This window comes from Mycobacterium sp. IS-2888 (assembly GCF_001954215.1).
Lineage (GTDB): Bacteria > Actinomycetota > Actinomycetes > Mycobacteriales > Mycobacteriaceae > Mycobacterium.
The window spans coordinates 1-16,361 of record NZ_MBET01000052.1; the positions used below are offsets into that span (position 1 = coordinate 1).

The 16,361-nt window shown below is 69.4% G+C and carries 3 protein-coding genes; all 3 read right to left on the reverse strand.

The annotated features are described in order from the left end of the window. The coding region (locus A5745_RS23975; protein WP_139329504.1) for a non-ribosomal peptide synthetase at positions 1–11,312 on the reverse strand (11,312 nt) is incomplete at its 3' end. Continuing rightward, the gene (locus A5745_RS25325; protein ID WP_076115720.1) at positions 11,299–15,870 is read right to left on the reverse strand and encodes a non-ribosomal peptide synthetase; all 4,572 of its coding nucleotides are present in this window, start codon (positions 15,868–15,870) and stop codon (positions 11,299–11,301) included. The genes A5745_RS25325 and A5745_RS23975, both read right to left, overlap by 14 nt. Before the next feature lie 22 nt (positions 15,871–15,892). Beyond that, positions 15,893–16,120: an MbtH family protein gene (locus tag A5745_RS08350; RefSeq protein WP_076059235.1), complete on the reverse strand. Its 228-nt coding sequence runs from the start codon at positions 16,118–16,120 to the stop codon at positions 15,893–15,895. Positions 16,121–16,361: the final 241 nt, after the last annotated feature.

Below are 16,361 nucleotides of genomic sequence, written 5' to 3' on the forward strand. Positions count from 1 at the left end.
GCCACGCCCGCCGCCGAGGGGGTCGGCAACGCGGTGGATGGATAGGTCCGGATGCGTGGGTCGGCGACGTCGACGACCGGGACGTCATGCCCGTGCAGCCGGCCGGCCAGCGCTGCGGTGCTGATCGCCGCGACGGGCGCGGCGTCGCCGAGCACGAACTGCACCCGGGCGTCGGGCACGACCGGGTCGATCGGCAGGTAGGCCGCCCCCGTTTTCAGCACGGCGACAATCGCCACGACCGCCTGCTCCGACCGGGGCATCAGCAGAGCCACACTTTGTCCGGGGCCCGCACCGTGGCCAGAAAGCAAGTGCGCCAACCGGTTCGACGCCTCGTCCAACTCGCGATAGGTCCACGGGCGCTGCCCGCCGCTGATCGCGACCGCGTCGGGTGTGCGCGCGACATGGTCGGCGAACAACACCGGAATCGACGCCGCCGCGGGCATGGGCCGGGTCAGCACCGCCCGATTGCCCCACTCGTCGAGCCGGGCCAGCTCGCCGGCACCGAGCACCTCCACCGACGACACCCGCCGCGCCGGGTCGGCGGTCAGCGCCGCCACCACCGCGCGTAACCGCTCGATCAACACCTCGATGCTGGCCGCGTCGAACACGTCGGTGCGGAACTCCACCTCCCCGCCGATCCCGGCGGGTTCACCGGCCTCGGTCCAGCGTTCGGCCAAGCCGAACACCAGGTCCATGCGCGCGGTGTGGGCATCCACCGGCATCCGTGTGACACGGAGGTCGCCCAAATTCAGCTCTGGGGGCTCGTTATTCTGCCAGGCCAGCGCCACCTGGACGAGGGGGTGGCGGGCCATGTTCCGCGCGGGGTTGAGCCGCTCGATCAGCACCTCGAAGGGCACGTCTTGGTGTTCGTAGGCGGCCAGGCTGCGCCCTCGCACCCGGTCGAGCAACTCGGGGACGGTGGGGTCTCCGGCCAGATCGACGCGCAGCACCAGGGTATTGACGAAGAAACCGACCAGCTCGGTCAGCGCGGGGTCGGGGCGCCCGGCGATCGGGAACCCGATGGCGACGTCGCTGCTCGAGCTGAGCTTGGACAGCAGCACCGCGAGCGCGGCCTGGACGACCATGAAGCTGGTCGCGTTCTGCTCGCGGGCCACCCGGGCGACTTGCTGCTGTAGCTCGGCGGGCCAGTCCACGGCGACCGTGGCGCCCCGCTGATCGGCGACCGGCGGGTACGGGCGGTCGGTGGGAAGCGCCAACTGCTCGGGCATGCCGGCGAGGGCGTCTTCCCAGTAGGCGAGCTGGTCGGCGATGCGGCTATGCCGGTCGTCGAGTTCGCCGAGCCGCCTGCGCTGCCACAGCGTGTAGTCGACGTACTGCACCGGCAACGGCGCCCAGTCGGGGGCCTGTCCGGCGCAGCGACTGGCATATGCCGCACCCAGATCACGCACCAGCAGGTTCACCGACCAGCCGTCGGACGCGATGTGGTGCACCACGGCCACCAGCACGTGTTCGTCGTCCCCGATCCGGAAAAGCCTTGCCCGCAAAGGGATTTCCGTCGCCAGATCGAACGTGTGGCGGGCCGCAGCACCGACGGCCTCCTCCAGCCGGGCCGCCGGCCAACCGGTCGCGTCGACGACCTGCCAGCCGAAGTCCGCCCGCTCGGCGGGCATCACCAGCTGCCGCGGTATCCCCCCGGATGCGGCAAACAGTGTCCGCAGGCTCTCGTGGCGACCCATCACGTCGGCGACCGCCGAACCCAGGGCGTTGGCATCGAGGGGCCCGCGCAGGCGCAGCGCCACCGCCATGTTGTAGGCCGGCGACGGCCCCTGTAGCTGGTCGAGGAACCACAACCGGTTTTGGGCGAACGACAGCGGGATCACCGCCGGCCTCTCGACGGCCACCAACGGCTCCCGCCCGGCCGCGCCCGCCGCACCGACACGGGGCGCCAGTTCGGCCACGGTGGGCGCCTCGAACAGGGCGCGCACCGAAAGTCCGGCGTCCAGCGCGGCATTGATCGCGGAGATCACGCGCATCGCGGACAACGAGTCCCCGCCGAGCTCGAAGAACGACTCGTCGATTCCGACCCGCTCCAGGCCGAGGACCTGCGCGTAGATGCCGGCGACGATGTCCTCGGTGGGGGTGGCCGGGGCGCGGTAACCGCCGGCGTCCTGGTACTCCGGCGCCGGCAGGGCGCGTTTGTCGAGCTTGCCGTTGACCGTCAGTGGCAGCGCGTCGATCACGACCACCGCGGCCGGGACCATGTAGGCGGGGAGCCGCTCGGCCAGCTGGGCGCGCACCCGGGCTGCGTCGGTGTTCCCGGTGACGTAGCCGACCAGGCGCTTGTCGCCGGGTTGGTCCTCGCGGGCGATCACCACCGCCTGCCGCACCCCGTCGACACCGGCCAGCGCGGCCTGGACTTCGCCGAGCTCGATGCGATAGCCGCGGATCTTGACCTGGTCGTCGGCGCGCCCGAGGTACTGCAGCTGCCCGTCGGCGCCCCAGCACACCAGGTCGCCGGTGCGATACATCCGTGCGCCGGGTCCGCCGAACGGGCACGCCACAAACCGCGACGCGGTCAAGCCGGCCCGGCGCACGTATCCGTATCCCGCGCCGGAACCGGCCACATACAGTTCGCCGATCACGCCGGGCGGTGTCGGCCGCAACCACCCGTCGAGCACAAAGAAGGCGAGGTGGGCCAATGGCCCCCCGACGGGGCTGACATTGGTGGCGGCGTCGCCGTCGACGATCTCGCGCAGCGAGGCGTGCACCGTCGTCTCGGTGGTGCCGTACATGTTGATCAAGCGGGGCAATCCGGGATGGCTGTGCATCCACTGCGTGAGGCGTTGCGGTTCCAGCGCTTCGCCCGCGAAGATCACCGTCCGCAGGTTCAGCCGTTCGCCCAGCTCGGGTGATTGCGCGTCGGCGGCTTGTAGCGCATAGAACGCCGACGGGGTCTGGCTCAGGACACCGACTTGCTCCGCAACCAGGAGGGCGTGGAACTCTTCGGGCGAACGCGCCACCGACTCGGGCACCACGACCAGCCGACCACCATGGAGGAGCGCGCCCCACATCTCGCACACCGACACGTCGAAGGCCAGCGAATGCCATTGCGACCACACATCGGTCAGCTCCAGGCTGTCGCCCATGGACTCCAGCAGCTGGATCACGTTGTGGTGGGTAATCGCCACACCCTTGGGGACTCCGGTGGTGCCCGAGGTGTAGATCAGGTAGGCGATCTCGTCGGGGGCGGGGGCCGGCAGTGCGGCGCTGGGCTGGGTGACGATCCGCGGGTCGTGGATGTCGATGGCCAGCAGATCCTGTCCGGCCAGGCGGTCGGCGTGGGCGGCGGTGGTGATCGCGGCGATCGGCGCGGCGTCGCCGAGCACGAACTGCATCCGCGCGTCCGGCACCGCCGGGTCGATCGGCACATACGCCGCACCGGTTTTCAGCACCGCCAGGATCGACACGATCGCCTCGGCCGAGCGCGACTGCAGCAGCGCCACGCGCCGCCCGGGCCCTGCGCCTTGGCCAATCAGCAAGTGCGCCAAGCGATTCGACGCCTCGTCCAGCTCGCGGTAGGTCATGCTGCGGCCGTCGAACGTCAGCGCCGCGGTGTGCGGTGAGCGATCCACCTGCGCGGCGAATGCCGCCGGAATCGATACCGTGGCGCTCGCGGGCTGGGTCAGCGCCGCGCGGTTGGCCCAGCCATCCAGGCGGGCCTGCTCCCCGGGGTCGAGCACATCCACGGTGGAAAGCCGCCGCGTCGGGTCGGCGGTGATCGCCAGCAAGACACGCTGCAGCCGCTCGATGAGGGCCTCGATGCTGGCCGCGTCGAAGACATCGGTGCGAAATTCCACGCTTCCGCCGATCCCGGCGGGCCGGCCGTCCTCGGTCCAGCGTTCGGCCAACGAAAACGTCAAATCCATGCGAGCGCTATGGGTATCGGCCGGCAGCGGGCTGACCTCGAGATCACCAAGCGCTATCCCGCCGGGATCGCTGTCCTGCCAGTTCTGCCAGGCGAGCATCACCTGGACCAACGGGTGATGGGCCAATGAGCGGGCCGGGTTGAGCCGCTCGACCAACACCTCGAAGGGCACATCCTGATGCTCGTAGGCGGCCAGGCTGCGTTGGCGCACCTGCGCCAGTAATTCGGCGATCGTGGGATCGCCGGCGACATCGAGGCGCAGCACCAGGGTGTTGACGAAGAAACCGACCAAGTCATCCAGTGCGGTGTCGCGTCGTCCGGCGATCGGGAACCCCACCGCCACATCGCTTGTCGCGCTGATTTTCGCCAGCAGCACCGCCAACGCGGCCTGCATCACCATGAAGCTGGTCGCGTTGTGTTCCGCCGCCACGCGGCGCAGCTGCTGCTGCACTTCGACGGGCCACTCCACCGCCACCGTGGCCCCGCGGTAATCGGCCACCGGCGGATAGGGCCGGTCGGTGGGCAACGCCAGGCGCTCGGGCATCCCCGCCAAAGCGCCTTCCCAGTAAGCCAATTGCGCCCCGATGCGACTCTCGCTGTCGTCGAGCTCACCGAATTGGGAGCGCTGCCACAGCGTGTAATCGACGTACTGCACCGGCAATGGCATCCACCCCGGTGCCTGTCCCACCGCGCGACTGGCGTAGGCCATGCCCAGATCGCGCACCAGCGGCCCGACCGACAACCCGTCGGCCGCGATGTGATGCACCACCGCGGCCAGCACATGGTCGTCGTCGGTGGTCCGGAAAAGCCGCGCCCGCAATGGAATCGCGGAAGAAAGATCGAATGCGTAGCCCGCCATTTCCTCGATCGCCGCCGACAGCTGGCTTTCCGACCAGCCCGCGGCATCCACGACCTGCCAGCCGAAGTCGGCCCGCTCAGCCGGCATCACGACCTGCTGCGGTTGGCCGTGCGGGGCGACGAAGACGGTGCGCAGGCTCTCGTGGCGGGCCACCACATCGGCCAACGCGGCGCCCAATGCCTCGGCGTCCAACGGCCCGCGCAAGCGCAGGGCCACCGCCATGTTGTAAACCGGTGAGGGCCCGTGCAATTGGTCCAAGAACCACAACCGGTTCTGGGTGAACGACAACGGCACGACCGCCGGCCGCTCCCCGGCCACCAGGGGCTCGAGCCCGTCCCCGTCGGCGCCGACACGCAGGGCCAACTGCGCCACCGTCGGCGCTTCGAACAAGACACGCACCGCAAGCCCGGCGTCCAGCGACTTGTTGGCGGCGGCGATGACCCGCATCGCCGACAGCGAATCCCCACCCAGCTCGAAGAAGGAGTCGTCAACCCCCACCCGCTCCAGACCGAGGACCTGGGCGTAGATGCCGGCCAGGATCTCCTCCACCGCGCCCGAAGGGGCGCGATAAACGGCACCGTCCTGGTATTCCGGTGCCGGTAGGGCGCGGACGTCGAGTTTCCCGTTGGGTGTCAGGGGCAGCGCGTCGACGACGACGATCGCGGCCGGCACCATGTACGGCGGCAGTTGGTCGGCCAGCTGGGCGCGCAGGCGAGCCGGCTCGCCGGCCCCAGTGACATAGCCCACCAGCCGCTTGTCGCCGGGCCGGTCCTCGCGGGCGATCACCGCCGCGTCGTCCACCCCGTCCAGGCCGGCCAGCGCCGAGCGCACGTCACCGAGTTCGATGCGATAGCCGCGGACCTTGACCTGCTCGTCGGCGCGGCCCAGGTACTGCAGCTGCCCGTCGGGCCGCCAGCGCACCAGATCCCCGGTGCGATACATCCGCGTCCCGGCCCCGCCGAACGGGCACGCCACGAACCGCGACGCGGTCAAACCTGCCCGGCGGACGTAGCCGCAGCTGACGCCGCGACCGGCCGCGTATAGCTCCCCGACCACCCCGGCCGGCACCGGCCGCAACCACTTGTCCAGCACAAACAACGCCGACCCGGGCACCGGCGAGCCGATCGGCACCACACCCGACCCCGGCGCCAGCGGCGCGCTCAACGTCACCACCATCGTCGTCTCGGTCGGGCCGCAGGCGTTGAGCATCAGCCGCCCCGGCGCCCACCGATCCACCACGTCGGTCGGGCAGGCCTCGCCGGCGACGATCAACGCCATCTGCCCCAACTCCTGCGGCGACAACGTCGCCACCGCGGACGGGGTCCAGGTCAGGAGGCTGACCCGTTCCCTGACGAGCAGGGCGTGAAAGTGTTCGGACGCGGCGGCAACCGATTCCGGCACCACCACAACGCGCCCGCCGTGCAGCAGCGGGCCCCAGATCTCCCACACCGACGTGTCGAAGCCATAGGAATTGCACTGCGTCCAAATCCCCGGCGGCACATAGGAATCCGCGACCGCGAGGAACTGGGTCACGTTGCGGTGGGTTACGGCGACCCCCTTGGGGACACCGGTCGTGCCCGAGGTGTAGATGATGTGGGCGATGTCGTCCGGTGCGGGTCCGGGCAGTGCGGTGCTGGGCTGGGCGCGAATCCGCGGGTCGTCGACATCGATGACCGACACACCGTGCCCGTGTAGCCGGTCGGCGTGCTCGGCGGTGGTGATCGCGGCGATGGGCGCGGCATCGGCCAGCATGAACTCGATCCGCGCGTCGGGGTGCGCCGGGTCGATCGGCAGGTAGGCGGCCCCGGTCTTGAGCACCGCCGCAATCGCCACGATCGCCTCGGCCGATCTGGGAAACAGCACCGCCACCGACTGCCCCGGGCGCGCACCGTGGCCGGAAAGCAAGTGCGCCAACCGATTCGACGCCTCGTCGACCTCGCGGTACGTCCATGACCGCTCCCCGTGCCTGATCGCTACGGCCTCCGGAGCCTGGACGACCTGCGCGGCGAACAACGCCGGGATGGACGCCCCCGGGACTGGGGGCTGGGCCAGCACTGCCCGGTTCCCCCACCGGTCCAGCTGGGCCTGCTGGTCGTCGTCGACGAGATCGATCGACGACAGCCGCCGGGCCGGGTCGGTGGTGAGGGCCACCAACACCCGCCGCAACCGCTCGATCAGCCCCTCGATGCTGGCCGCATCGAACACGTCGGTGCGAAATTCCACCTCCCCGCCGATTCCGGCGGGCTCGCCGGCGTCGGTCCAGCGTTCGGCCAGGGAAAAGGCGAGGTCCATGCGGGCGGTGTGGGTGTCGACCGGCAGCGGCGTGACCCGCAGATCCGCCAGGCTCAGCGTGGCGGGCTCGTTGTTCTGCCAGGCCAACAACACCTGCACCAGCGGATGGTGGGCCTGGCTCCGGGTGGGGTTGAGCCGCTCCACCAGGACCTCGAAGGGCACGTCTTGGTGTTCGTAGGCGGCCAGGCTGCGCTGGCGCACCTGGTCCAACAATTCGGTGGCCGTGGGATCACCGGTCAGATCCACCCGCAGCACCAGGGTGTTGATGAAGGAGCCCACCAACTCGTCGAGCGCGGGGTCGCGCCGCCCGGCGATCGGGAACCCCACCGCCACGTCGTCGGTGGCGCCGAGCGTGGACAGCAACACCGCCAGCGCGGCCTGCATCACCATGAAGCTGGTCGCATCGTGCTTGCGGGCCACGTCGCGCACCCGCTGCTGCAGGTCCGCCGGCCAGTCAACCGAAACCCGGGCACCGCGGTAATCGCCGACCGCCGGGTAGGGCCGGTCGGTGGGAAGCTCGAGCCGCTCGGGCATCCCGGCGAGGGCGTCCTGCCAGTAGGCCAGCTGCGCGGCCATGCGGCTGTCACTGTCGTCGAGCTCACCGAACTGCGTGCGCTGCCACAGCGTGTAGTCGACGTACTGCACCGGCAGCGGCGTCCAGTCGGGGGCTTGCCCAATGGACCGGCTGGCATACGCCACACCCAAATCACGCACCAGCGGCCTCACCGACCAGCCATCGGCGGCGATGTGGTGCACGGCGGCCACCAGCACGTGCTCGTGTTCGCCGACGTGGAAAAGCCTTGCCCGCAAAGGGATCTCGCCGGCAAGGTCAAACGTGTACTGCACCGAGGTGCCGATGGCTTCCCGCAGCCGGCTTTCCGGCCAGCCGGTGGCGTCGATAACTTCCCAACCGAAGTCGATCCGCTCGACCGGCAGCACTATCTGCTGGGGGATCCCGTCGTGCGCGGCAAACACTGTCCGCAGACTTTCGTGGCGGGCCACCACATCGGCCAGGGCCGCACCCAACGCGTCGGCGTCGAGGCGCCCGCGCAGCCGCAACGCCACCGCCATGTTGTAGATCGGGGATGGCCCCTGCAGCTGGTCGAGGAACCACAACCGATTCTGGGCAAACGAGAGCGGAACCACCGCCGGCCGCTCCCCGGCCACCAAGGGCTCCAGCCCGTCCCCGCCCGCACCGATGCGGGGCGCCAACTGCGCCACCGTGGGCGCCTCGAACAGGGTTCGCACCGAAACGCCTGCATTCAGAGACTTGTTGATCGAGGCGATCACCCGCATCGCCAACAGCGAATCCCCGCCCAGATCGAAGAACGACTCGTCCACGCCGACCCGCTCCAGCCCCAACACCTGGGCGTAGATCCCGGACACGATCTCCTCGGTCAGGGTCGCTGGGGCGCGGTAACCACCGGCATCCGAGTATTCCGGTGCGGGCAGGGCGCGGGTGTCGAGCTTGCCGTTCACCGTCAACGGCAGCGCGTCCAGCACCACCACCGCGGCCGGGACCATGTACTCGGGCAGCCGCTCGGCCAGCGCCGCGCGCGCCGTCGCCGGCTCGACGGTCCCCGTCACGTAGCCGACCAGCCGCTTGTCGGCGGGGCGGTCCTCGCGGGCGATCACCACCGCCTGCTCCACCCCGTCCACGCCGGCCAGCGCGGCCTGGATTTCGCCGAGCTCGATGCGATAGCCGCGGATCTTGACCTGCGCGTCGGCACGCCCGAGGTAGTGCAGCTGTCCGTCGACGCCCCAGGAGACGAGATCGCCGGTGCGATACATGCGTGCTCCGGGTCCGCCGAACGGGCACGCCACGAACCGCGTCGCCGTCAACGCCGCCCGGCCGACATACCCGTACCCCTGGCCGGAGCCGGCCACATACAACTCCCCGACGACGCCGGCGGGCACCGGCCGCAACCAGCCGTCGAGCACGAAGAAGCCGAGGTGTCCCAGCGGCACCCCGATCGGGCTGACGTTGACGTCGACGTCGTCGCCGACAATCTCGCGGAACGAGGCATGCACCGTCGTCTCGGTGATGCCATACATGTTGATCAGCCGCGGCGATCCGGGGTGGTTGTCCAGCCAGGTCCGAAGACGTTGTGGTTCAAGCGCTTCGCCGCCGAACACCACCGTCTCGAGTGTGAGCTGATCTCCGGACGATTGCGCGTCGACGGCTTGCAGCGCATAGAACGCCGACGGGGTCTGGCTCAGCACGCTGACCCGTTCGCGAATCAGCAAGGCACGCAAGTCTTCCGGCGAGCGCACCACCGCCTCGGGCGCCACCACCAGGCGCCCGCCGTGCAACAGCGCCCCGAAGACCTCCCACACCGAGAAGTCGAAGGCCAGGGAATGGCATTGGGTCCACGCCTGCCCCGGCGACAGCTCCAGGTCGGCGTCGAGCACCTCGAGCAGCCGAACAACGTTGCGGTGGGCGACGGCCACCCCCTTGGGGACACCCGTCGTGCCCGAGGTGTAGATCAGGTAGGCGATCTCATCCGCGCCCGGTGCCGGCAACCCCGTGCTCGGCTGGGCGCCGATCCGCGGGTCGTCGACACGGAGGACGGGAAGGTCGGACCCGCCCAGCCGCTCGGCCAGCTCGGCGGTGGTGATCGCGGCGGCCGGCGCGGCATCGCCGAGCACGAACTGCATCCGCGCGTCCGGCACCACCGGGTCGATCGGCACATATGCCGCACCGGTTTTCAGCACCGCCAGGATCGCCACGACCGCTTCGGCCGACCGGGGAAACAGCAGCGCCACCCGCTCGCCCGGTCCGACGCCCCGGCCGATCAGCAAGTGCGCCAACCGATTCGACGCCTCGTCCAGCTCGCGGTACGTCGTGCAGCGGCCTTCGAAGCTCAGCGCCACCGCCTCGGGCGCGCGCGCGACCTGCGTGGAGAACAACGCCGGAATCGACGCCGACGTGCTGGCCGGCCGGGTGAGCGCCGCCCGGTTGGCCCATCCGTCCAGGCGGGCGCGTTCCTCGGCGTCCAGCACATCCATCGCCGACAGCCGCTGGGCGGGATCGGCGGCCATGGCCGCCAAGATGTGCTGCAGCCGCCCGATCAGTGTGTCGATGGTGGACGCGTCGAACACATCGGTGTCGTATTCGACGCGCAGGCCCAATTCGCTGCCCGGCAGCACCTGCACGGCGAGCGGGTAGTGGTTGTATTCGCGGTTGGTGAACTCGGTGACGGTCAGCCCGTCGACGCCCGACAACACCTCGATGTCGATCGGGTAGTTCTCGAACGCCAAAAGGGTGTCGAACAACTGGTTGTGACCGGTGACGCGGTGGATGTCGCGCAGCGCCAAGTGCTGGTGGTCGAGGGTGTCGTTGTGGACCTGCTGCAGCCGATCGAGCAGGTCCGCGACCGTGGTGCCCGCCGCCATGTTCGCCCGCACCGGCACCGTGTTGATCAGCAGTCCCACCATCGAGTCCGCGCCCAGCACCTCGGCGGGCCGACCCGAGACCGTGACACCGAAGGCGACATCATGCTGGCCGGTCAGCAGGGTCAGCAGCTGCGCCCAGGCGCCCTGCAGCACGATGTTGACCGTGGTCCGGCAGGACCGCGCGAGCTCTCCGACGTCGCGGGTGATCTCTGCCGGGACCCGGAACGAGGCAACGGCGCGCCGCCCCAGCTTGAGCCGATCGGGCGGGCCGACCAGGGTCGGCGCCTCGAAACCCGCGAGCGCCGCCTGCCACGCCGCGCGTGCCGCGCCGACGTCTCGATCGGCCAGCCAGGTGACAAACCGGCGATACGGCGCGGCCGCCGGCAGCCGTTGGCCGTAATAGCTGGCGAAGATTTCCTGCAGCACGATCGGCAGCGACCAGCCGTCGACCACGATGTGGTGGAAGGTCAGGACGAACCGGTGTTGATGCGGCGCGGTGCGGATCAGCGCCGCCCGAAAAGCCGACTCCTCAGCGAGATCGCGGACCGCCGCGCGCTCAGCGGCACAGAGCCGCTGCACCTGCTCCTCGACGTCGGCGTCGGTGCCGCCGTCCAAATCGACGTACTGCCAACCGGTCTCGGGATCGGCCGGAATGATCTGCACCGGCTGGTCGAATTGCTCGGAGAACAACGCCGCCAGGTTGGGATGCCGGTTGACCATTGTTTGCACCGCATCGCGCAGGCGATGCGGGTCAAGAGGGCCGGTCGCGGTGATGTCGAGCTGAACGGCGTACAGATCGTCGCCACCTTGGACGGTGCTGGCGTGGAAGAGCAGCCCCTGTTGCAGTGGGGTCAGGGGCAGGACGTCAGCGATCCGCATAGTGTCGCTGGAGCTCGTCGATCTGCTGCTGGCTAAGACCGGCGAGCGCGATATCAGACGGCGTCAACCCGCCTCCACCGCCGCGCACATGCGCGCAGATACCGGCCAGGGCCTCGAACCACAATTGGCTCAGCCGGTTAACGTGCGCGTGAGTCAGCGCCGAGGGCGCCCAGGTCCAGTTGGCCTGCAGGCGCGGGCCCGAGCCGGTGTCGACGGTGCCGGCATTGAGCTCCAGGGTGTGCATCAGCGGCATGGGTATTGCCGCGCTGGCACCGCCGGCCGCCAAACCATCCTCGCAGAGTCGCCACAGGTCGTCGGACATCTCGGCTGACCCCGCGCCCATGCGCCCCAGGTAGTTGAAGCCGATTGGCGGGTCGGCATCGGCCAGGTCGACGTCGGGGTTCAGGTAGCGCAGCACCCCGTAAGTCAGCGGGTCCGGGAGCGCCCGGAGCTGCTCTTTCGCCTCCTTGACCAGGGCACCAAGCGCGGCTTCGCCGGCTCCCACCTGAGCCCAGCGCAGCCCGCTAAGGGCAAGGGCGACAGGGTATTTGGTGGTAAACCAACCCACCGTGCGCGACAGATCAACATCGGCGCCCAGCTCCTCGTGGCGTCCGTGGCCCTCGACGTCGATACCGATCGGCGCGCCACCGGTGCCCAAGAACTCCGAGAGCGCCAACCCGAACGCGATCAGCAAAATGTCTTGCACCCCAGCGCGAAACGCGGACGGCACCTCACCGAGCAGCATCCGGGTCGTCTCGACGTCCAGCACCGCCGACAACTGCCCGGCGCTGACGTAGCTGTCGATCTCCGGTTGGACCTCGGGCAGCACCGCCGGGACCGCCGCCACCTGCCGCCACGCCTCGGTCTGATCGACTACCGCCGGATCGCGTGCGTATTCGCCCAGCAGCTTCGCCCACCGGGCAAACGATGTCCCGCCGGCCGGCAACGCCACCGGTTGCCCGCTGTGATGCTGGGCCCACGCAATGTTGAGGTCTTCCAACAGGATTCGCCAGGACACGCCGTCGACGGCCAGATGGTGGACGATCAACGCCAACTGCCCGGTGGAGGCCGCCCACACGGCGCTGAGCATCACGCCGGCGGCCGGATTCAACCGCGACCGCGCATCGACGAGGACCTCGTCGGAGAGCACGTCGACCGATTGCAGGCATGTGCCGGCATCCACCGATCCCACGTCGGGCACCTGCAGCGACCAACCTCCGGTGCCGTCGTCGTCGACGCGCAGCCGCAGCATCGCGTGCCGATCCAGCAGCGCCTGCAGCACCACCTTCACGTCGGCCTCGCTGACGCCGGCCGGAGCCGCAACGACCACGGTCTGGTTGAACTGGTCGACCGGGCCGTCGATGTCGTTGAGCCACCGCATGATCGGGGTGGCTATCACCGCGCCAAGGCCCTCGTCGACCACGTCGCCGGAACCGTCGGCGACACCGGCCACCCGGGCCAGCCGGGCGACGGTCTGCTCGACGAAGATGTCGCGCGGACGGCACACCACACCGGCCGCCCGCGCCCGGGCCACCACCTGCATCGACAAAATGCTGTCGCCACCCAGCTCGAAGAACGACTCGTCGACGCCGACCCGCTCGACGCCGAGCACCTGGGCGTAGATGCCGGCCAGGATCTCCTCGACCGCGCTGACGGGGGCGCGGTAACGATCGGCATCGGAGTACTCCGGCGCGGGCAGGGCGCGCTTGTCGAGCTTGCCGTTGACCGTCAGCGGCAGCGCCTCCAGCCTCACCACCGCGGCAGGCACCATGTAGGACGGCAGCCGCTCGGCCAGCGCGGCGCGCGCCGCGGCCGGCTCGGCGGTTCCGGTCGTGTACCCCACCAGTCGCTTGTCGCCGGGGCGGTCCTCGCGGACGATCGCCACCGCCTGCTGGACCCCGCCCACGCGGGCCAGTGCCGCCTGGACTTCGCCCAGCTCGATCCGGTAGCCGCGGATCTTGACCTGCTCGTCGGCGCGGCCCAGGTATTCCAGCTGCCCATCGCCACGCCAAGACACCAGATCGCCGGTGCGATACATCCGCGTTCCCGGCGCTTCGGGCTCGCTGAACGGGCAGGCCACAAACCGCGTCGCGGTCAACCCGCCCCTCCCGACGTAGCCGTATCCCAGGCCGGAACCGGCCACATACAGCTCGCCGACCACCCCGGCCGGGACCGGCCGCATCCAGCCGTCCAGCACGAAAAAGCCCAGGTGCTCGAGCGGCACCCCGATGGGACTGGCGGTGCTGTCGATGTCGGCTTCGCCGATCTCCCGGAACGAGGCGTGCACCGTGGTCTCGGTGGTGCCGTACATGTTGATCAGCCGCGGCAGCCCGGGGTGGTTGTGCAGCCATTTCTTGAGACGTTGGGGCTCCAGCGCCTCGCCGGCGAATATCACCGTTTGGAGCTTCAGCTGGCGGCCCAGCTCGGGCGACAGCGCGTCGGCGGTTTGCAGCGCGTAGAACGCGGACGGCGTCTGGCTCAACACGGTGACCTGCTCCCTGACCAGCAGGGCGTGGAAGTCTTCCGGTGAGCGAGCGACCGATTCAGGCACCACGACCAACCGGCCGCCGTGCAGCAGCGCGCCCCAGATCTCGCAGACCGAGACGTCGAACGCCAGGGAATGCCACTGCGACCACACCTGGCCGGTCAACTCCAGGCTGTCGTCCAGCGTCTTCATCAGCTGGATCACGTTGTGGTGGGTGATCGCCACGCCCTTGGGCACGCCGGTGGTGCCCGAGGTGTAGATCAGGTAGGCGGTCTCGTCGGCCGCCGGGGCCGGCAGCGCCGCGCTGGGGTGGGTGGCGATCCGCGGGTCGTCGACATCGATGACCAGCAGCTCGTGCCCGTCCAGCCGGGCGGCCAGGTCGCCGGTGGTCAGCGCCACGAGCGGGGCGGCGTCCTCGAGCATGAACTCGATGCGGGCCGCCGGCACCGCCGGGTCGATCGGCACATACGCCGCCCCGGTCTTCAGCACCGCCAAGATCGACACGATGGCCTCGGCCGACCGGGAGAACAGCAATGCCACCCGCTGCCCCGGCCCCACTCCCTCGCCGGCCAGCAAGTGCGCCAACCGGTTCGACGCCTCGTCGAGCTCGCGGTAGGTCGTGCAGCGGCCCGCGAAGCTCACCGCCACGGCCTCCGGCACGCGCGCCACCTGCGCCGCAAACAACGCCGGGATCGACGCGGCGGGCGCCGGCCGCTCGGCCAGCACGGGCCGGTTACCGATCTCGTCGATGCGGGCCTGCTCGGCCTCATCGAGCAGATCGATCGACGACAGCCGCCGTGTCGGGTCGGCGGTCATCGCGGTGAACACCCGCTCCAGGCGCTTGGCCAGCTCGCCGATCTCGCAGTTCGCAAACAATTGGCCGGTACCCGGCGTGCTCAGGAAGAGCTTTTCCTCGTCCCGGAAAAAGACCAGGCGGAACTGATCCCCCAAACCGTCGTGGGTCAGCGTCGCCGTCACCGCGGAACCGGCAAGGTCCGTCAGGTGTGTCGTCGGAATGAAATTAAGCCCAACCCGATTCGACGCCTGCCCGAAGGCATGGAAGTGCGCCGCGTTCTCCATGGCGTGCACCGGGAAACGCTGGTGCTGCAACGTCTCGCGGATCCGCGTGTCGACATGCGCACAGAACTCGGCGATCGACGCGCTCGGTGACGCCGTCAACACCAGCGGGACGACGCCGGAAATCATCCCGGGCACCAACTTCAGCTGCGGATCCACCCGCCGGCTGACCGGGAAGTCGAACACGACCTGCGAGCCCTCACCGTCGCAGCCGCCCACCAGCAGCGCGCATGCCGCGGTCATCACCGACGATCGGCGCATCCCCAGCGCCCGCGCCAACTCGTCCATCCCGGCTACCGCGACCGGGTCCAACTCCACCGGAGCACCAAACTCGTGCGGGTCACGCCCGCCGGCCTCCACCACCGACCCGGCCTGCCGTTCGCTGTCCGGCGGAAGGTGATCCGCCCAGTAGGCCCGGTCCTCGTCGTAGTCGGCGGAGGCTTCGTACGCCAGCTCGCAATCGACCAGATCGGTCAGCGACCCGAAGAACGCGGGAGGGGCCGACACGCCCTCAGTCATCGCGTTATAGACGGTCGCCAGCCGGTGCAGAACGAAGGCGAGGCCGACGCCGTCGGTCACGATGTGGTGGCAGCAGACGAAGAAATAGAACTCGTCGATCCGCGTTTGCATCAACGCGAATTTGAACAGCGGACCGCTCAGCGGCATTACCGTGCGCTGAATCGACGACGCCAGCCGATACGCATCGCGCTCGGGATCGTGCGAGCCCATCAGGTCATAGCGGGCAAGCTCAACGTGCGGGTCGTCCACGATCTTCTGGAAAACCTGGCCGTCCTGCTGGAAAAACGACGCGCGCAGCGGTTCGGCCTCGCTGACCGCGTGACGGATCGCCGATTCGAACACATCGGTGTCGAGTGGTCCGGCGATTCGCACGAACACGCCCAGTTGCCACCTGGCGCCGAAGAGCCCCGTCTCCTCGGCCAGCCAGATGTCCTGCTGAGCTCTCGTCAGCGGAAGTGCCCGGTCCTCAAGTTCCATAAGATCCCCCAAGCCCGATGGTCTACTTCTCTGCCTGAACCGCTGCCAGCCTCTCGCGCAGACTCCTCGGCCGGATATCGGTCCAGTTCTGTTCGATGTAGTCCAGACATGCAGCGCGCTCGGCTTCGCCGTAAACCACCCGCCAGCCGGCAGGAACATCGGCGAAGACCGGCCACAGACTGTGCTGCTCCTCGTCGTTGATCAAGACGAGGAAGCTGCCACCGTCGTCGTCGAACGGATTGACGCTCACCGATTCTCCGTACCCGCTAGTCGAAATGAAGGAAACCCCTCACAAACGGTAATGGAGGCTAGTAGGGCCTGTATGCGCTTTCGAAAAAGTCCCTGGTGCGATCCGAGTGACCCTCGACACAACTCGCCGATCAGTGCCCCATACGGGCTTTCGCGGCTGGCGCTTCCGGCGCTCTGAGCTGCGACGATGGGTTCCGCTTCGGCGCGGTTGTCCGCCGGAGCCCTAGCCGCTCCAGACGGTG